Raw genomic sequence first — 19090 nt, 5'->3', positions numbered from 1 at the left:
ATCGAAGCGCCGGCCGAAATGCCGGCGCTTTCCTTCGTGGTGGCACCGCATCCGCGCTGAGCTGTCGTCTTCACGCCGCGGCCACCGTCTATCAGGTGCAGGGCATGCGTTACGCAGGCCCCCCTTCGTACTCGCCGCGGCCGACGCGGCCCATCAGGTTGACGAGGTCCCCGATGTCGCACCCGCATTCGCCCGCCGCCCGTTTCTCCGCCTCCCTCTGGCGCAGCCACCCGATGGCCTGGGCCGTGGCCGTGGCGCTGGGCAGCGTGGTCGCTCCTGCCAGCCAGGCGCAGCAGGCCTTCAGCCCCGGCTGGTTCGCCGACCGCGGCGCCGCCCAAGGTGCGGCAGCGCAGAGTGGCCGTATGCCCAATGGCGCGCCGATCCAGTTCCAGCTGCCTGCACAACAGCAGGATGCGGCGCGACAGAAGCTGCAGCAGTCGATCGACAACCTCGGCACGGCCGCGCAGGCCATCGCATTGCAGCAGCGCATGCAGGAGCAGGCCCGGCAGGCGCGACGGGAGGCGGGCTTCGTGGTGGCCGATGGGCTGGGCAAGGATGGCCTGAAGGTGGACGAGAATCCGCTGACCCGTGGCTGGATCAATGCCCGCGAAGCGACCCAGTCGCTGGGCGCCGACGGCCGGGTGCAGGTCAGCATCGAGCAGACCGCCGACCACGCGATCCTGAACTGGGAAACCTTCAACATCGGTGGCAACACCACGCTGAACTTCCTGCAGAACGCTGACTGGGCCGTGTTGAACCGGGTCAATGATCCGGCCGCAAGGCCCAGTCAGATTCTCGGCCAGCTGAAGGCCAATGGCACGGTGTTCGTTGCCAACCGCAATGGCGTGGTGTTCGGCAACAACAGCCAGGTCAACGTCCGCAACCTGGTGGCTGCTGCAGCACGTATCAGCGACGCGCAGTTCCGTGACAACGGTCTGTACAGCGTTGATGCGAACACGTCCGCCCTGACCGATGCGGTGGGCAAGATCATGGTTGAACGTGGTGCGCGCATCACCACGCATGAGCCCACCAGCGCAACGCGCGGCGGAGGCTATGTGCTGCTGGCCGGCCACAGCGTGGAGAATGCGGGCCAGATCGAAACCCGGAGGGGCCAGACCCAGCTGGCGGCCGGCGACAGCTTCGTGATCCGCCGCGGCGTGGGCACGGCGCAGAACACGGCTTCGACCACGCGGGGCAATGAGATCGCGCCGCGCTTCGCCACCGACAGCACGGCCGGCAGCGTTCGCAACAGCGGTCTGATCCAGGCGCGCGAGGGCGACGTCACTCTTGCCGGCCGCACGGTCGAACAGGCCGGCGTGGCGGTGGCCACAACGACGTTGAACCAGCGCGGCACCGTGCATCTGCTGAGTTCGTCCTCCGACAGCAAGGGCAGCGTGACCCTGGCCACGGGTTCGACGACGGCAGTGCTGATCGAAGATGATGGCAAGAGCACCGCGCTTGACAGCCAGCGCGACGCCCTCATCAGGGAATCGGCCGAGCAGGACAAGCTTCGTGCCGCCAGCAACAGTGGCACCTTCGACAATCTCTCGCGGCTGCAGGACCGCCGGGAGCAATCACGCATCGAAGTCGTCTCCGGCGGCGATGTGAACTTCCAGGCCGGCTCGCTGGCGGTGGCCACCGGCGGCCAGGTGATCGCCGAGGCCAGCCGGCGCAGCTACCTGGATGATGGCGCGCGCGTGGACGTCTCCGGTGCGGTGGGCGTGCAGGTGGCGATGGAGAGCAACAACGTCAAGGTGAAGGTGCAGGGCAACGAGCTGCGCGATTCGCCGGACAACCGTGACAGCGGCAAGCTGATCAGCAGCGAGGTGTGGATCGACCGCCGCCAGTTGATCGAAGTTGCCGCCGGTACCGGTGGCTATGAAGGTACGCGCTGGTATGCCGGCGGCGGCCTGCTGGAAGTGGGTGGCTACCTGGACAATCAGGGGCATTCGATCAGCGAATGGGCGGCGCAGGGCGGCACCGTCCAGCTGGCAGGCAGGGAAGTGGTCAGCCACGCCGGTTCGCGCATCAATCTGGCCGGTGGCAGCCTGGATGTGCAGTCCGGCGTGGTCCAGCAGAGCTGGCTGCGTGGGCGCGATGGCCAGTTGTACCGGCTTGACGATGCGCCGGCGGAGATGCTGTACGACGGTCTGTACCAGGGCTACGAACTGAAGCAGGAGCGTTGGGGGGTCACCGAATCCTTCCGCAATCCACTGGTTGCCCCTGGCCAGCGCTTCGACAATGGCTACACCGTGGGACGCGACGCCGGCCGCCTGTTGATCTCGGCGCCCACGGCCGTCCTGCAGGGCCAGGTGGATACGGTGGCCTTCCAGGGCGTGCAGCAGGCGCGCCGCCCAGACCAGGGGCAGGACGGGTACGCGCAGGCGCAGACGGCGGCGGCCCGCAACGGCCAGCTTTGGCTTGGGCGTTTCGACAACACCGGGCGCAGTGCAGTGTTCGATTCGCAGGTCCGCATCGGAGAGCTCCAGGCCGACACCCGGCCGTGGACGCTGCAGGCGCCGATCGGGGAGGCACAGCGCAATACCGTGTGGTTGGACAGTGAGGTCCTGAGCGCCCAGCGTTGGGGGCAGGTGGACCTCGCTTCGGCCGGCCGCATCGATCTGAACGGCACGCTCAGGTTGCAGGAGGGCGGCCGGCTTGGCCTTGCCGCAAGTCGCGTCAGCCTCGGCGGAACGGTGCAGATTGCCGGCGGCCAGGTGGAGGCCGGCAACCTGCTTCTGGTGCTCGGCAGGCCGACGGCCCTGCTGTCCTCCGGGCGCGGCGCGCTCGATGTTGCGGCGGGCGCGCGGATCGATCTTGGCGGCGGCTGGAGCAACGCGCTTGCCGCGCCGGAAGGCGGTGCCGCACAGGCGTGGATCGACGGTGGACAGCTGCGCTTCAACGGCAGCCACGACATCAACGTGGGCGAGGGTGCACGGATTTCGGTGGATGCCGGTGGTGTCATCGATGCCAATGGCAAGGGGCGCGTGGGCAAGGGGGGCAGTGTCAGCCTGCTCGCGGCCAGCACCGAGGTCGCCACCGACGGCAGTGGCCGGCTGCGTATCGGCAAGGACGCACGCTTCAGCGCGCTCGGCAATGGCAGCGGCAACTTCACTTTGGCAACAGGCGGTGCGGTGGCCATCGGCGCGCGTGGCACGGATGCATCGGCGGCGTCGCTGCACTTGCAGGAAGCGCTGTTCAAGAGTGGCTTTGCCGGCTATGACATCGCCGGCCACAACGGCTTGACGGTTGAAGAGGGTACCCAGCTGCAGGTGGAACGACCGGCGCTGCGGCTGGCCGAGGGCGCACAGCAGGCACTGGCCCGCGAGCAGGGTGTGCAGGCCTGGACGCCATCGTTGTATGAGGCCGATCCAGCCAGCGGACGCGTGTCGCAGCGTGGCGGCGCCAGCCTGACGCTGCGCGCCGGGCATCTGTTGTCCACGGCCGACCTGCGCGTTGGCAAGGGGGCCAGGATCGAGGTCGACCCGGGCCAGTCGATCGAACTGTTCAGCGCCGGCAACCTGACTGTGGCCGGTAGTCTGAAGGCGGCCGGCGGGCGCATCCGTCTGGACGAGGCATTCGATCCGTCGGGCGTACGCGGCGATGCACGCCGCGAGCGCCAGTGGACGATCGCCGATGGCGCACTGCTTGACGTGAGTGGCGATACCGCTTCCCTGCCCGACGCGCGCAGGGCGTTGCGCGGGCAGGTGCGCAAGGGCGGAACCATCGAGATCGGGGGGGCGCTGGACTGGGAAGACCAGGACAACGTGCGCCACCTGCCGCCCGATACCTTCGTGGTGGTGGAGCGCGGTGCACGGCTGGATGCGTCCGGTGCTTCGGCGCTGCTCGATATCGATGGCAGCGGGCGTACCCGGGTCGACAGCGATGGCGGCAGCATCGTGCTGCGTGCGGGCAATGCCCTGTACCTGCACGGCGAACTGGATGCAGCGGCGGGCGGCGACGGTGCGCGCGGTGGCACCCTTGGTGTTGCCTTCGGTGGCGGCACCTACGGCAGAACGGCAGACGGTAAGGAGGTGCTGGCGCCGCGGGTGATCTCGCTGACCCAGCACGCCGCGCAGACGGCGAGCCTGCCTGCACGCCTTGAATACGGCCATGCGGCACTGTCGGTGGAGCAGGTCGAGGCCGGTGGTTTCGATCATCTGGCCCTGTTTGGCGATATCCGCGCCCAGGGAGATGTCAATCTGCGCATGGACCAGAGCCTGCGCCTGCAGGGCGTGAACGAGCGTTACCTAGGCTTCGTCCCGGGCAACAGCGCGGGCAGCCGCCTGCAACTGGCCGCGCCGTATGTCCGCCTTGCGCAGGGGCGCTGGTGGCAGCCGGCCGGGGAAGGCACGCTGCGCCCGCTGGAGGCACCGTTCGATACCGGTCGGCAGCATCGCCTGGAGGTGGACGCCGATCTGATCGACCTGCGCGACGTCACCTGGCTGGCCGGCTTTGATCAGGTCGGGCTGCGCAGCAGCGGCGACATCCGCATGCTGGCGCCAGTCGCCAGCACTTCACGAATCTCCACGCTGGCAAGCCCGGGTTCGATCGATATCAGCGCCGCACGCCTGTACCCTGCGGCCAGGGCCCAGGGACGCATCGTGGCCGGCGTTCCCGACATCGGTCCCTCGGGCGTGCCGTCCTGGCAGAACCCCGACGCCGTGCTGCGCATCCATGGCATTGCGGGCGGCGCGCAGCCGGCACCGGATTCTGCGTTCGGCAGCCTGGAGCTGGTGGCGGCAACGGTGATGCAGGGCGGCACGGTGCAGGCGCCGTGGGGCCGCGTGCAGCTGGGCGGCAACGAGTTCAACTCGAATCGTGCCAGCCGTGTCGATCTGCTTGCCGGCAGCGTGACCTCCATCAGTGGCGCCGGGCTGGCGCTGCCCTTTGGCGGCACCGTGGACGGTGTGAGCTGGCGCCGCAACGGTGCCGACTTCGATGTACTGGGCCCCGGCTCGATCAGCATCCCGATCGGTATCGACATCGTGGCCAATGCCTTCAGTGGCGCGGCGGGCAGCGTGCTGGATGTGTCCGGCGGAGGCGAGCTGTCCGGTGCCGCGTTCGTGGCAGGGCGCGGTGGCTCGGTGGACATCCTGCGGCATGCGCTGGCGGATGCGAACCCGCGCTACCGCTTCAGCGGCAGTGACAATGCGGTCTACGCGATCATGCCGGGACGCTCGGGCACGCAGGCGCCGCTGGGCACCGCTGACGGCAGTGCCGATCCGCGCGTTGGCCAACAGATCGTCATAACCGCCGGCGTTCCCGGCCTTCCGGCGGGAACCTACACATTGCTGCCGGCCAGCTACGCCCTGCAGAAGGGCGCATTCCGCGTCGAAGTTGGCGCCGAAAGCGCCGTCGGCAGCCGCCAGCCAGTGGCGACCGGCACTGGCTCCTGGCGCGTCAGTGGACACCAGGCGCAGAGCCTGGGCGGTGGTGTCTCACCGCTGCTCACCGATCTGGTGCTGACGCCGGCGGAGGTGGTGCGCCGCCATGCCAGCTACAACGAGACCTCCTACAGCGCGTTCGTGCAGGGCGTGGCCGAGCGGCGTGGCGAAGCGCTGCGCTGGCGGCCGACCGACGCCGGCAACCTCAACCTGGTGTTTGGCGACGGCGCAGGACGTTCGGCCGTGCCGGCCGCGATCTTCCAGGGCCTGTCCCATTTCAACGCCGGCAGCAATGACGGGCGCGGCGGCACGCTTTCGGTCAACCTGCGCACCTCCGATGGCGCGGTGCTGGAGATTGCCACCGAAGGCGACAGCGCCGGCAGCGGCAGCGGCAGCGGTGCAACCATCTTCGACTCCGCGCTCAATGCGTTCCGCCCGGAAACGATGTTGATTGGCGGCGTGCTGCGACGTGACGCGACGACCTATTCGCTGGAAGGCAGCGCGCAGCACATCGTGGTGCGCAACGGCGTCACCCTGACGGCGCAGGAGGTGCTGCTGTCGGCCGCCTTCGGAGGCAAGGGGATCCTGATCGAGCAGGGCGCTGCGATCGACACCTTGACCGGGGCCGATCCGTTGCGAGTTGCGCAGCCCACGGCGCCCTACCTGGTGTCGGGCGGCCTGCTTGCCGTGTCCAACCAGCGCCTGACGGCGCTCAGTGCACAGGGCGGAGGCGCCGCAGGTCCGGTGGCGATCGACATCGGCGGATGCGTGGTGGACTGCAATGGCCAGACCCGGTTGCTGTCGGCAGGCAGCATCAATGTGGTCACCGACGGCGCCCTGAACATTGGTGATTCGGTGAGCTACGGCACGCGCCAGCTCGGCCTGGGCATGTCGGCGCTCAATCTCGGCAGCGCCGAGGCCATTGCGGCGGCATCGGCGGCCGGCGGCCTGCCGGTCGGCATGACCATGAACCAGGAGGTGTTGCAGCGATTGCTGCGCGGAAACACCGCTACCGGCGCGCCGGCGCTGGAAGCCCTCAACCTGACCGCGCGCGATGCCATCAACGTGTTCGGCAGCGTGGACCTGGATACCCGTGAGGGCGCAACCGGACGCAGCAGCCTGCGCAGCCTGGTGCTGGGCGCACCGGCCATTCACGGTTACGGCACCGCGACCGATCGCGCGCGCATCTTCGCCGATACGCTGGTCTGGGACGGTACGCTGGCCGGCACCACATTGCCCGGCGGAGAGCAGACCCAGCCGGCCGGCGAGGCGATGCTGGGCCGGCTTGGCCAAGGACAGCTGGAAATCAATACACGGGTGCTGGAGTTGGGACGTGCGCCCCTCACCCGGCCCAGCTCGTCGGTGGCCGCGGATCGCCAGGTGCTCGGCTTCGCCGGCGTTACCCTGGCAGCATCGGATCGCATGTTGTTCTCCGGCAAGGGCAGTCTGGATGTCTTCCAGCGGCAGGGCGATTACGTGGCAGGCAGCGGATGGCAGTTCAGCGGCGGCGCGCTGGATATCGTTACCCCGCTGCTGACCGGCAGTGCGGGCGCGCAGCTGGCAATCCGCAATGGCGGTACGGTGCAGTTGCGCGGTGCTGCGGCAACCGCGGGCAGCGATGCGTTGGGTGCGGAGTTGTCCATCACGACCGAACGCGTTGTGATCGACAGCCGGGTGGCGCTGGCGTCCGGCCGGTTCGAAGCCAATGCCCGCCAGGGCGTGGCGCTTGGCAGCAATGCAGTGCTGGACATGGCGGGGCGGAAGGTCAGCCTGTTCGACGTGGACAAGTACAGTTGGGGCGGCGACGTAGCGCTGTCGAGCCGTGACGGTGACATCGTTGCCGACGCGGCGTCGCGCATCGATCTTTCCGCCCGCAACAACCGCGGCGGCCGCTTGACGGTCGCTGCGCTGGGCGCGCAGGGCGGCCGTGTGGATCTGGCAGGCACGTTGCTTGGCGGAGCCAGCGGCCGCTACGACGCCGGTGGCACTGAAGTGCCCTACGACGGCGGCGAGATGGTAGTGCGTGCCCGCCAGTTGCAGGACTTCTCCGGCCTGAACACCCGGCTTACCGCCGGTGGCATTACCGGTGGCCGGACTTTTCAGTTGAGTGAAGGCGACCTGCTGATCGGCGATGAAGTGAAGGCCCGCAACGTTGATGTCAGCGTCGATGGCGGCAGCCTGCAGGTCAATGGTCGCATCGATGCCAGCGGTGAACAGGTTGGCAGCATCCGCCTGTCCGCCCGCGATGTGCTGCGTATCGACGGAACATTGGACGCGCATGGCAGCGCCTTGCGCGTCGATAGTTACGGCAAGATCATCGACAGCCCGAACCGGGCGATGATCGAACTGACCTCGGCCAGTGGCGGCCTGCAGCTGGGCGCGACCGCCTCGATGGACCTGCGCGCCGGCACCTCGGTGGCCGCGGGTAGCGGCCCGGGCCAGAACGATGGCCGCGCACGCGGCAGCATCAAGCTCAACGTGCCACGCGTGGGCAGCAACGACGCCGCGATCGACGTGACCAGCGGACTCCGCATCGCCGGTGCCGGCGACCTCCAGGTCAACGCCTTCCGCAGCTATGATTCGGCGCCGCTGGCCAGCGCTCCGGACGTGCACGGCCATCGTCCGCAGGTGATCAACCAGCAATGGCTGGATACGGTGGTGGACCCGGACAACAGCCAATGGATGAACGCTGCGCTGGCCAATGCAGGATTGCAGCAGCGCACTGCTGCCCTGGGCAGCTACCGCCTTCGCCCCGGCGTGCAGATCGTGGCGCGGACCAGCAGCGACAATCCGCGTGGCGATCTGGTCGTGGCCGGCGATATCGATCTGTCCGGCTACCGCTACGGCCCGCAGTCGAACCGGCTCGATCCTGCGCGCCGCGGCTTCGGTGAATCGGCCGCGCTGGTGCTGCGTGCCGAGGGCGATATCAATGTCTATGGCAGCATCAACGACGGCTTCGCGCCGCCGCCCGCCAATCCCGATGAGGACGGCTGGGTGTTGCTGGAAGGGCGCAGTAGCGGTACGCCCAACACTGCGTTCGGCGGCGACCTGATCGTGCCCGGTGAGGGTGTCCAGTTGCAGCGCGGCACCGAATTCCGTGCCGGCGCCACGCTGAACTATGCACTGCCCTTCGAGGCCGTGACCCTGCCGGCCGGAACCGTGCTGCCTACGGAGATGCGGCTGTCGGGACCGTTGCTGCTGCCGGCCGGTACCGTGCTGGGCGCAGCAGTGACGACGGCGGGTGGCGAGGTGGTTGCGGCTGGAACCGTGCTGGCCCAGGCGCTGGCTTTGCAGTCCGGTGCCCGCCTGGGTGCCGGCTTCCGCCTGCGCACGCCGGCGCCGGTGGCCGCACAGGTGTGGCCGGCCGGTGTCGCCCTGCCCATGGCAATGAAGCTCTCCGGCGCACTGGACCTGCATGCCGGTGCGATCATCCCGTCGATGACCAAGGTGGAGCTGGCCGGCGATGCGCCGGTGAAGCTGCGAACGGCCGATGCCAGCGGGCGCCAGGGGCGCAACTGGGCGCTGGCGGCGATGCTGCCCGACGGCACCACGTCGTGGGATCTGACCGCAGTGGCCGGTGCCGATACGACCGCCGCCGATCCGCGTACTCGCCGCTGGGGAAGTGACGGCAGCATCGTGCTGGCCGACAGCCACTACAGCACCATCGGGACAGTAACCACGACGACAGAATGGAAGGGTGATCGCATCGTCAATCTGGAGGGTTCTCTGTACTGGTGGGGCGATGAGAGTCTGGCCGGAAAGTCACCTGCCGAGGTGGCCGAGATCATCGGGACCACCGAGGCGGAGATCTGTGGTGCAGGCTCCTTCTGCGGCCCCGCGCCGCGCCTGGTGGACAAGGAAGGCTCGCTGGCATGGTGGGGCGATGAATCCTGGGTCGGCCGCCCGGCTTCGGAACTGGGTGCCGAGATGGGCATGTCGGAGGAAGAGATCTGCGCGGCAATGGGCTACTGCTATGGCGGCGGCACGCTGACGGAAGTCACGACCTATGGCAAGCGGCTGGGGGCACCGGCCTGGAGCGTGCTGCGTACCGGCAAGGGTGATCTGGCACTGCTGGCCGCGCAGGACGTTCGCATGAAGTCCGGCTTCGGCGTGTACACCGCAGGTGCGCCGACGTTGTTGGGCGATGGCAACGACGCGCGCTTCAACGCGGCACGTGCGCCGAAACCGATGAACACCGCGCTGCTCGGCGCGACGCAGGCCTCCGGATCCTATGACGCGGCCATCGCCGGCTACCAGGCGTGGTACCCGGACCAGGGCGGCAATCTGCGTGTTGAAGCGGGGCGCGACATCATCGGCGATGTCTGGACCGGCCGCTCCGAATCGGGCACGGCGCAACGTGACCAGGCCGGGCATTCCAGTGCCGCGGTGGGAAGCTGGCTGTGGCGGCAGGGTTCGGGCACGACGGAAGGTGTGCAGACCACAGCAACCAGCTGGTGGATCAACTTCGGCACCTACAGCACCGTCGGCGCCGAACTGGACGCGACGCCCCGCATGGTCGGCTTCACCGGCTTCGGCACGTTGGGTGGGGGCAATCTGTCCCTGGAAGCCGGCCGCCACTCGGGCGTGATCTCGCCGATGGGCAATGCCCTGGGCTTGTTGACGGCGCCCCATTCCAGCGCGATCGTCGCTGCGGTCGGGTCGACCGGACGCGTCAGCGACGGTGAGCTGCATCTGACGGGGGGCGGCGACCTGACGCTGCGAAGCGGCGGAGCGCTCAACCCCGGCCTGCGCGCGAGCGCGCAGCAGCCCGAAGGTTTCCTGCAGGATCTGGATCTCAATGGCGCCGTGACCAATCTACGCGGCAGCACACTGCTGCAGGCGGCGCACATTGGTGGTGTCAGTGCGATACAGAGCAGCTACGGAACGTTGGGGCTGAAGAATCCGTTCGTGGCCGACGCCCTGGTGGCGATGGCGGGGCCGGTGCTCATCCTGGGTGATTCCACCTCACTGGTGCAGGCGCGCGGCGATGTGGTGCTGGGCAGTGCGGCCGACCCCGGGCGGGTGCCGGTGGCCAATTTCAACGATATCCTGCTGGACGATGGCAGCCACGCGTCGGGCTCGAGCTGGTTCTCGCTGTGGACACAACGCACCGCACTGGACCTGTTCTCGGCAGGCGGGAACCTTTCGCCGGGCCTGGTCGGCACGCAGCATGCCAGCGGAAGCAACCAGGGCAGGGAGGTGATAGACATCAGCCCCAGCGATGGTGACGTCATCCTCAACTACTGGTTGTATCCGTCCCGGTTCAGCGCCTTGGCGGCCTCCGGCAACATCAATCTCGCCAGTCTGCGGGCGAGCGGCGCCACCCTCGGTGCCCAGGATGTCATCCTGCTGGCGCCCTCGGCGTCGGGTCGACTGGAGGTGCTGGCAGGAGGATCCATCCTGGCTGCCGAACAGGCCACCCAGATTGTGCGCTCCAGCAGTGATGCCCGCGTTCCGGGCCCGTTCGATCCGGGCTTCATCGCGCGGGGGCCGGGAAATGCCGGAACCGTGCGCAGCAACGTATCTGTGGACGGGGGCAGGGCCGACCCTGAGGCCGTGCTGCCGTATTTCGCGTTCGGTCCCAATACAGCGCTCGGCGCGCTGCTACCAACTACCCCAACTTTAGCCAGCAGATTCTATGCCGTGGCCGGCGACATCATCGGGCTGGGCAGCGGCAGCAGGCGGCAGTTGTCGCGCGATACGGGGAACAACGGGCGCACCGTGTTCGACTGGTACGAAGCGGGCTCGGCAGTACAGCTGCGCGCCGGTCGCGATGTCATCAATGCAAACGTTACCGCGCTCAACACCAGCAGTACCGATATCAGCGGGATCGACGCGGGCCGCGACATCATCCGCAGCAATCTGACGGTGGCCGGCCCCGGCAATGTCGAGGTCAGCGCCGGCCGCCAGCTGCGCCAGGAAGAGGCGGGAAGCATCGTCAGCCTCGGCGGTATCGTGCAGGGTGACACCCGGCCGGGTGCGAGCATTGCGGTGACCGCAGGCAACCAGCATCTTGATTTCGATGCACTGCGCGCACGCTATCTGGATCCGGCCGCGCTCGCCGACCCGGCGCAATCGCTGGCTTCGCAGCCCGGCAAGGCGGTGAAGATCTATGACAAGGAACTGAAGCAGTGGCTGCAGCAGCGCTTCGGTACATCCAGCGAAGGCTTGGATGCGCTGGCCGTGTTCGACGCATTGCCGAAGGAGCAGCAGCGCATCTTCCTGCGCCAGGTCTACTACGCTGAACTGCGCGAAGGTGGTCGTGAGTACACCAATGCAGAAGGGCCGCGCTTCGGTTCCTACCTGCGCGGGCGCGAAGCGATCGCCACGCTGATGCCGGACAAGGATGCCAATGGCGCAACGATCAACCGTACTGGCGATATCGTGATGTATGGCGGCTCCGGTGTTCGCACCGAAGCGGGTGGCAACATCGAGCTGATGGCGCCAGGCGGGCAGATCGTGGTGGGCGTGCAGGGCGTGGTGCCTCCCGCAAGTGCGGGCCTGGTCACCCAGGGGCACGGTGACATCCGTCTGTTCAGCCAGGACAGCGTGCTGCTGGGCCTGTCGCGGGTGATGACCACCTTTGGTGGTGACATCCTGGCGTGGTCCGAGCAGGGCGACATCAACGCCGGCCGTGGCTCGCAGACCACGCTGCTGTACACCCCGCCGCGTCGGGTCTACGACACCTGGGGCAACGTGATCCTGTCGCCGCAGGCACCGGCCAGCGGCGCCGGCATTGCAACGCTGAACCCGATCGCCGAAGTGGCGCCAGGCGATGTCGACCTGATCGCGCCGCTGGGCACCATTGATGCAGGCGAGGCAGGTATCCGCGTGTCGGGCAACATCAACCTGGCGGCACTGCAGGTGCTCAACGCCGCCAATATCCAGGTGCAGGGCGACAGCAAGGGCCTGCCGGTACTGGCCTCGGTGAACGTCAACGCGCTCGCGTCGGCAAGCGCTGCGGCCAACAGCGCCAGCCAGGCCGCACAGGACGTGATGCGCAAGAGCCAGGACGATGCGCGGCGCAACCAGCCGTCGGTGATCAGCGTGCAGATCCTGGGCTTCGGCAATGCCAGCAGCAGTATCGATCCGCCAACGCGCGGAAACACGGCCGCCGCCACGGGCTACGACGTCAACAGCGCCTTCCAGTTCCCGCAGGCCCGGGCAGACGCGGGCAAGCAGCAGGTGCAGTAGATCCACGCCATGCGTGGATGGAGGAACGGTGCGGGCCAAGGACCGCACCCACCACGCGCAGAACACAGGATCGGGCCAGCTGCCAGGGAACGGTGGCGGCCCCAGCCAGGACGGCACCGAGGGCAGGGAGCAGCCATCAGCGGTGAGGACCACCGACACGGCGCCGCCGGGCGCGGGACAGCGCCCGGCGGCAGGAGGGCGGTAGATCCGCGCCATGCGTGGACGCCTCTCAGTAGATCCACGCCACGCGTGGATGGCTGGGTCAGCTTTCAGTGCCGACCAACGGTCGGCACCCACCAGAGCAGGCTTGGCAGCAGAAGCAGGCCCGGCAGTAGATCCACGCCATGCGTGGATGCAGTCCAGTAGATCCACGCCATGCGTGGATGTCGTCCAGTAGATCCACGCCATAGGTGGATGGCTGGGTCAGCTTCAGTGCCGACCAACGGTCGGCACCCACCAGAACAGGCTTGGCAGCAGATGCCGGCCTGGCAGTAGATCCACGCCATGCGTGGATGCGCCTCAGAGCGCCAACACCCGCCGGTAATTCAACGGCCCGCGCCCATCACGCAACCCCAACCGCAACTCCAGGCCGGTAGCCGGCAAAACCTCCCCCTGGCTCGGCAGCATCGCCCAACCCACCCCTGGCTGCCACGCCCGCACCTCGAAACGCTGCACATCACGTGCCACCAGCAGCCCGCGTGTCGGCTCGGGCGCCGGCAGCGGATAGTGATCGGAAGGCGCACCGCTGGCACGCCACAACGTGCTGCCTTGCCGCCACCAGCGAACGCGCTGCCACTGCAGCCCATCACTGCCGACGCTGCGGGTGATCTCCAGCGTGAAGCCACCATCGGGGTGGCGCTCACTGGTCAACGACGGCGGCAACAGCCGCGCAGGCTGATCGGCCGGTCGCACCGCGCCGTTCATCAGCGCATCGTCAGCGCGCATCTCGATATCACGTTGGAACTGCTGCAGCACCCGCATCGCCGTGCTGGTCTCGGCATCGGCCTGGCGCAGGCGCTGGTCACTGTTGGCCACGCTGTCCAGTGCGCGCCAGCAGATCACCGCCAGCACGCCCATGATGGTGATGGCGATCATCACTTCGATCAGGGTGAAGCCGCCCGCCGCGCGTTTCATGGCGCCGGCGTCCAAGGCAACTGCAGGCGCGTCAGCGATTGTTCCGGTGCATCTTCGGCCACCACGCTCAGCTCCAGTTGCGGTTGCCCGTCGGCGCCACTGCCCAGGTGCTGCTGCACCAGGAAGCGGGTGCGCCCCTGCAGGCACAGCAGGCGCGCATCGCCGGGAGGCTGTGCGGACAGACGCAGCTCCTGCCAGCGGTCCTGCGCGCACAACAGGGCCAGCCGACGGTCACGCAGACGCGACTGGTCATCGGTCGCCACCGCCACCGAGCGCATCACCGCCGCCAATGCGATGGCCACGATGGCCAACGCGATCAGCACCTCGATCAACGTGAATCCGTGTTGCTGCCGTTTCACTGCAGGACCTGCAATTGTCCGCTGCCATCATCACGAAGACGCAGTCGACGCCCGTCCAGCGACAACGCCAGCTCCCACGGCACACCAATCCATTCGGGGCTCAGCTCGATGGCAGCCGTGGGTTGCACGGTGATGCCACGGGTCTGCCACTGCTGGGGCCGCAGCAGGTCGTCGCGCCGCAGCTCGACCCAGCCCTGGCTGTCGCGGCGGCTGAAGCGATAGCCTTCTGCGCTGGCCTGCCAGCGGATGGGCCGACCATCGATGCGTGCTTCATCGCGAGCGACCTGCAGGCGCTGCGCCAGCCGTTCCGATTCCTGGCGCAGCTGCCGCGCAGGGTCGAGCAGGCTGCCCAGGCCGAGGCCGATACCCGCCGTGCAGATGCCGATGATGACCAGCACCACCATCAGTTCGATCAGCGTGAAACCGCGTGGCCTGCGTTGCATCGCACATCGCTTCCCGTCCTTGCCGATACCTGCCAGCGTAGGCGCGGATGATGAAACAAAAGCGTCAGCGTCAGCTGCTAGCGTGGCCGCACAGGAACCTGGCGAAGGTGCGGAACATGGACGGCAGGCGTTGGGATCGCAATCGCACGTTGACCCTGCTGGCGGCCATGCTGCTGCTGACCGTGGCGGGATACTGGGGCATGACCCTGTTCATGGCGCCGGTTCGCATTGGCGCCGCCACGGTGCAGGTCGCCGTACCCGCTGCCCCGGGCTTCGACGACGCTGCGAGCGCACCGCTGGTGCGGCTGCTCTCGCCCGGCGCGGTGCAGACCGACGTGACCGTGCTGGGCGTAATGGCCGGGCAGCAGGCGCCGCTGGCGCTGCTGTCGGTGGATGGGGCGCCTGCACAGGCCTATGCACCGGGCCAGCGTCTCGGCCCATCCACGGTACTGGCAGCAATCAGCGCGAACGCGGTTGAACTGCAGCAGGCAGGACAACCGCGCTCGCTGCCCGTGCCCGAACTGCCGCCGCTGCCCACCGATGGCATCGTTCCCGCCGCGCTGGGGCGGCACTGAACACGGCTCAGCGCGCTGGACGCTGCGGCACCACCGAACGCCCGAACGCATCGCCCATGCGCTGCCGCGTGCCCTCCAGGTTGTACTGCAGCAACTGGTTGCCGGGCTTGCGCATCAGGCGTTCGGCTTCGGGAAGGTCGGGGCGGGCGGCCGTGCCTGCTGCCGGCGCCAGCTTGCGTTGCAGGCAGTCCCAGGCGGGGATGCGCTCGCCATTGACCTGTACTTCGATGCATGGCGCTGCATCTGCCTGTTTGGCAGCCTGCTCGGCCCGCGCCCAGGGCGAAGCCAGAGCCAGAACCAACGTCAGGCAGAGGGCAGGGCGGTTTGGCGTAAGCAGAGTGGCGTGCATCCTGAATCTCCCGAGGCAGCAAGCGCTTTGCAATGAAGACGTGTGCCAGGCGAAGTGTCCGCCTGCGCCTGTTTCAGCATCGTCAACAGATGACAGTGCTGTCACAAAACTGTTGGCGGTTTTGACGCGGCCTGCACGTCCTGTTGATAGACCCACGCGCCGCTCCCTGGCGATTCCCTTCGATACGACGCGATGCCTTCGATGACTCCCGTTCCGTGCCGTGCCGTTCGCCTTCCGCTGCGCCTGCATCCCTTGCTGCTGGCCCTGGCGTCGCTGCCGTCTCCAGCGTTCGCGCAGGACGCCGCGCCAGCGCCCACGGTGAACATCAACGAGTACATCGTGCGCGGCAACACCGTGCTCGATGCGCGCCAGATCGAACGCGCGGTCGAACCGTTCCTCGGCCCCGGCAAAACGCTCGCCGATGTCGAGAAGGCGCGCGATGCAGTCAACGCGCTGTACCAGCAGGCCGGCTACCAATCGGTCTATGTGGAGCTGCCCGAGCAGCAGGTCAACGCGGGCGTGGTGCTGCTGAAGGTGCAGCAGACGCCCATTGGCCAGCTGCGCGTGGTTGGTGCCCACCATGACTCACCCGAGCGCATCCGTGAGCGGGTGCCGTCGTTGGCTGAAGGGCGCGTGCCCGATTTCGACCAGGCACAGAAGGAACTGACGGCGCTGAACGAAGGGGGCCGCCGTCAGGTGATGCCATTGGTGCGCGAAGGTCAGGTGCCGGGCACCATGGATGTGGACCTGCAGGTGGAAGAAAAGTCACCCTGGCGTGCCAGTGCGGCGCTCAACAACGACCACAGCGCCGATACCGAGAAGCTGCGCCTGAGTGCATCGCTGGCCCACGACAACCTGTGGCGGCGCGGCCACAGTGCGAGCATCGGCGTGTTCATCGCGCCGGAAGACACCCACCAGGCAAAGGTGTTCTCCGCCTCCTACACCGTTCCCTTCGAGGGCACGCCGTGGAGTCTTGAGGCATCGGGCTACACGTCCGACAGCCGCGTACTCAATGCCGGCGGACAAGGCGGCGCAGGCACGGGCACCGGCACCAACGTGATCGGCAACGGTCATTCCATTGGTCTCAAGCTCAACTACCGCCTGCCGGGCAGCGGCGCTTGGTGGCGCCAGCTCAGCCTCGGCGTGGACTTCAAGGACACCGAAGAAGACACGCAGATGGGCAAGGACAGCCTGAAGACGCCCTTGAAGTACGCACCGGTCACGCTGGCCTTCGTCGGCGTGCGCCAGGGCGAGCACGATCAGCTGAGCATCAACACGCAGCTGGTGGCGGGAACCCGGCGTCTGTTCGGTTACGGCAGCAACGCCACCGATTTCGGTCAGAAGCGCTACTGGGCCGATCCGAGTTTCGTGGCGTTCAAGGCCGATGTCTCCAACACGCACACCTTCGGCAACGACTGGCAGTGGTCTGCGCGTGGCTCGCTGCAGGCGACCGATGCACCGCTGGTCTCGGCCGAACAGTTCGCCGCCGGCGGCATGTACACCGTGCGCGGCTACCTGTCGGCCGAAGCGATCGGCGACTACGGTGGCCTGGCCAACCTGGAATGGCGCACCCCGGCGTGGTCGCTGTGGAGCGGTACCGACCTGCGGCTGTACAGCTTCGCCGACGCGGCCTACCTGCGCCTGCGTCAGCCGCTGCCGGAACAGCGCGACAAGTACAACCTGGCGTCGGTCGGGCTGGGCGCGCAGCTGCGCCTGGGCGAACACCTGCAGCTGCGCCTGGACTACGCCTGGCCCTACGCCGATGGCCCGGTTACGCGCAAGGACGACCCGCGGCTGCATTTCAACATCAGCACCAGCTACTGACCCTTCCCTTGAGATGCGTTCTCCGGAGACCTTTTGCATGGACCGTCTGCTTTCCCGAATGTTGCTGCTGTTGGCTGCGCTGATCGCGCTGCCCGCGGCCGCGGCCGATGCCAACTGGTGGCAGGCCGAATGGAAGTACCGCAAGCCGATCACCGTCGACGCAGGCCCACAGGGCGCGGGGTTGGCCGGCAACCCCGGGCGTACGCCGCTGCTGCTGCGCCTGCATACCGGCAACTTCGGTTTTGATGGCACCCAGGAGGGTGGCAACGACCTGCGTTTCGTTTCTGCCGACGGGCGTACGGTGCTGGCCCATCAGATCGAGCAGTTCGACCCGAACCTGGGCCTGGCCCTGGTCTGGGTGGACGTTCCGGCACTGACCGCCAGCGCACCGCAGACGATCTGGATGTACTACGGCAACGCGAAGGCACCGGCCAGCGGCAATGGCCAGCAGGTGTTCGATCCGGACTACACGCTGGTCTACCACTTTGCCGAAGCCAATGCGCCGGCGCGTGATACCACGGCCTACGGCAACACGGCCAGTGCGGTAGTGCCTGCGGCGGAAAGCACGGTGATCGGGCGTGGCGTGCAGCTGGGCGCTGGTCCACTGTCGCTGCCGGCCAGTGCTTCGCTGGCACAGGAAGCGGGTGCGCCGCTTACCGTTTCTGCCTGGATCAAACCGGGCGCGTTGACCACCGCGCAGGCGATCTATGCGCGCCGCGATGGCAGCGCCGAGCTGGTGGTGGGCATCGACAACCGGGTGCCGTTCGTGCAGCTCAACGGTCAACGCAGCACGCCGGCGCAGCCGATTCCGGAAGGGCAGTGGGCGCATGTTGCGCTTACCGCCGAGAAGGGGGCGCTGCAGCTGTATCTGAACGGTCGCGTGGTGGCCCAGCTCAGTGGTGAGCTGCCGGCACTGACCACCGCAGCGGTGGTGGGTGCCGATGCGCCGGGCGCGGCGCAACCGCTGGCCAACTTCGATGGCGCGCTGGATGAACTGCGCATCTCACGCGTAGCACGCCCGGCGGCGCTGCTGCTGGCCGATGCCACCGCGCAGGGCGCCGATTCGCGCCTGATCAGCTACGGCGCCGACGAGCAGTCGGCCGGGCAGAGCCACTTCGCCTTCATCCTCAAGGCGATGCCGTTCGATGCCTGGGTGGTGGTCGCCATCCTCGGCCTGATGATGCTGTTGTCCTGGGCGATCATGATCGCCAAGAGCCGTCATTTCGGCCGCACCAGCAAGGCCAATGCGGTGTTCACCGAGAGCTTCAGCAAGCTCTCCGGCGTGCCGCTGCGCACGTTGTCCGAGATGGACCGGCAGGGCAAGGTGCCGACGGCGATGCACGACGGCTCGCTGTGGCGCATCTACCAGGTGGCCATCGATGAGATGCAGCAGCGTCATCAGCGCGATGGCAACTCCGGCTACCTGAGTGCGGCCACCATCGCCGCCATCCGCGCGTCGATGGATGCGGTGATGGTGCGCGAACAGGAAGCGATGGCGAGGCGCATGAACTGGCTGTCGACCACCATCGAGGGCGCACCGTATGTCGGTCTGTTCGGCACCGTGATCGGCATCATGCTGGTGTTCGTTGTGGCGGCGATGGCCGGTGCGGTGGACATCAACTCGGTGGCCCCGGGCATGGCGGCAGCGCTGCTGTGTACCGCCGCCGGCCTGGGCGTCGCGATTCCTGCGCTGTTCGGCTACAACTGGCTGGGGGCACGCGCCGAAGCGATCGGCGCCGACATGGCGGTGTTCATCGACGAGTTCGCCGCACGCCTGGCCGAAGAGCAGGACGGGCGCGGCCCGGCCGTGGTCCAGGGCTGAGGG

8 protein-coding genes are annotated in these 19090 nt (G+C 67.8%); 4 read left to right on the top strand and 4 right to left on the bottom strand.

The window, feature by feature from the left end; translation table 11 throughout:
- Positions 1 to 173 precede the first annotated feature (173 nt).
- A complete protein-coding gene (locus CLM74_RS12100; protein WP_105164180.1) occupies positions 174 to 12581 on the top strand; it encodes a filamentous haemagglutinin family protein in 12408 nt (4135 codons plus the stop codon).
- A gap of 519 nt (positions 12582 to 13100) precedes the next feature.
- Here the strand turns inward: CLM74_RS12100 and CLM74_RS12095 are convergent.
- The 3 genes from CLM74_RS12095 to gspH are packed head-to-tail and all read right to left on the bottom strand — an operon-like array spanning position 13101 to position 14517.
- On the bottom strand, positions 13101 to 13715 hold the full coding sequence (locus CLM74_RS12095; protein ID WP_105165009.1) for a prepilin-type N-terminal cleavage/methylation domain-containing protein: 615 nt from the start codon (positions 13713 to 13715) through the stop codon (positions 13101 to 13103).
- Positions 13712 to 14074, bottom strand: a complete 363-nt coding sequence (gene gspI, locus CLM74_RS12090; protein WP_032974570.1) for a type II secretion system minor pseudopilin GspI — start codon at positions 14072 to 14074, stop codon at positions 13712 to 13714. The genes CLM74_RS12095 and gspI overlap by 4 nt, the downstream gene beginning before the upstream one ends.
- On the bottom strand, positions 14071 to 14517 hold the full coding sequence (gspH, locus tag CLM74_RS12085) for a type II secretion system minor pseudopilin GspH (protein ID WP_105164179.1): 447 nt from the start codon (positions 14515 to 14517) through the stop codon (positions 14071 to 14073). The genes gspI and gspH overlap by 4 nt, the downstream gene beginning before the upstream one ends.
- Before the next feature lie 116 nt (positions 14518 to 14633).
- On the opposite strand from gspH, the gene CLM74_RS12080 reads away from it, so the two are divergent.
- A complete protein-coding gene (locus CLM74_RS12080; RefSeq protein WP_105164178.1) occupies positions 14634 to 15092 on the top strand; it encodes a general secretion pathway protein in 459 nt (152 codons plus the stop codon).
- Positions 15093 to 15099: 7 nt separating this feature from the next.
- Here the strand turns inward: CLM74_RS12080 and CLM74_RS12075 are convergent, their stop codons facing one another.
- Complete coding sequence (locus CLM74_RS12075; RefSeq protein WP_105164177.1) at positions 15100 to 15441, bottom strand: hypothetical protein; 342 nt, start codon at positions 15439 to 15441, stop codon at positions 15100 to 15102.
- Between the two features lie 201 nt (positions 15442 to 15642).
- On the opposite strand from CLM74_RS12075, the gene CLM74_RS12070 reads away from it, so the two are divergent.
- Complete coding sequence (locus tag CLM74_RS12070; protein ID WP_105164176.1) at positions 15643 to 17265, top strand: ShlB/FhaC/HecB family hemolysin secretion/activation protein; 1623 nt, start codon at positions 15643 to 15645, stop codon at positions 17263 to 17265.
- Positions 17266 to 17302: 37 nt separating this feature from the next.
- Complete coding sequence (locus CLM74_RS12065; protein WP_105164175.1) at positions 17303 to 19087, top strand: MotA/TolQ/ExbB proton channel family protein; 1785 nt, start codon at positions 17303 to 17305, stop codon at positions 19085 to 19087.
- The last annotated feature ends 3 nt before the right edge of the window (positions 19088 to 19090 follow it).

The organism is Stenotrophomonas sp. MYb57 (assembly GCF_002966815.1).
In the GTDB taxonomy this organism is placed as follows: Bacteria; Pseudomonadota; Gammaproteobacteria; order Xanthomonadales; family Xanthomonadaceae; genus Stenotrophomonas; species Stenotrophomonas indicatrix.
This window is presented reverse-complemented; position numbering and strand designations above follow the sequence as displayed.

Bases quoted from the DNA above. Each gene is read 5' to 3' on its own strand.
- CLM74_RS12100 (WP_105164180.1), top strand. From the start codon at position 174: ATGTCGCACCCGCATTCGCCCGCCGCCCGTTTCTCCGCCTCCCTCTGG.
- gspH (WP_105164179.1), bottom strand. From the start codon at position 14,517: ATGCAACGCAGGCCACGCGGTTTCACGCTGATCGAACTGATGGTGGTG.
- CLM74_RS12070 (WP_105164176.1), top strand. From the start codon at position 15,643: ATGACTCCCGTTCCGTGCCGTGCCGTTCGCCTTCCGCTGCGCCTGCAT.
- CLM74_RS12075 (WP_105164177.1), bottom strand. From the start codon at position 15,441: ATGCACGCCACTCTGCTTACGCCAAACCGCCCTGCCCTCTGCCTGACG.
- CLM74_RS12095 (WP_105165009.1), bottom strand. From the start codon at position 13,715: ATGAAACGCGCGGCGGGCGGCTTCACCCTGATCGAAGTGATGATCGCC.
- CLM74_RS12080 (WP_105164178.1), top strand. From the start codon at position 14,634: ATGGACGGCAGGCGTTGGGATCGCAATCGCACGTTGACCCTGCTGGCG.
- CLM74_RS12065 (WP_105164175.1), top strand. From the start codon at position 17,303: ATGGACCGTCTGCTTTCCCGAATGTTGCTGCTGTTGGCTGCGCTGATC.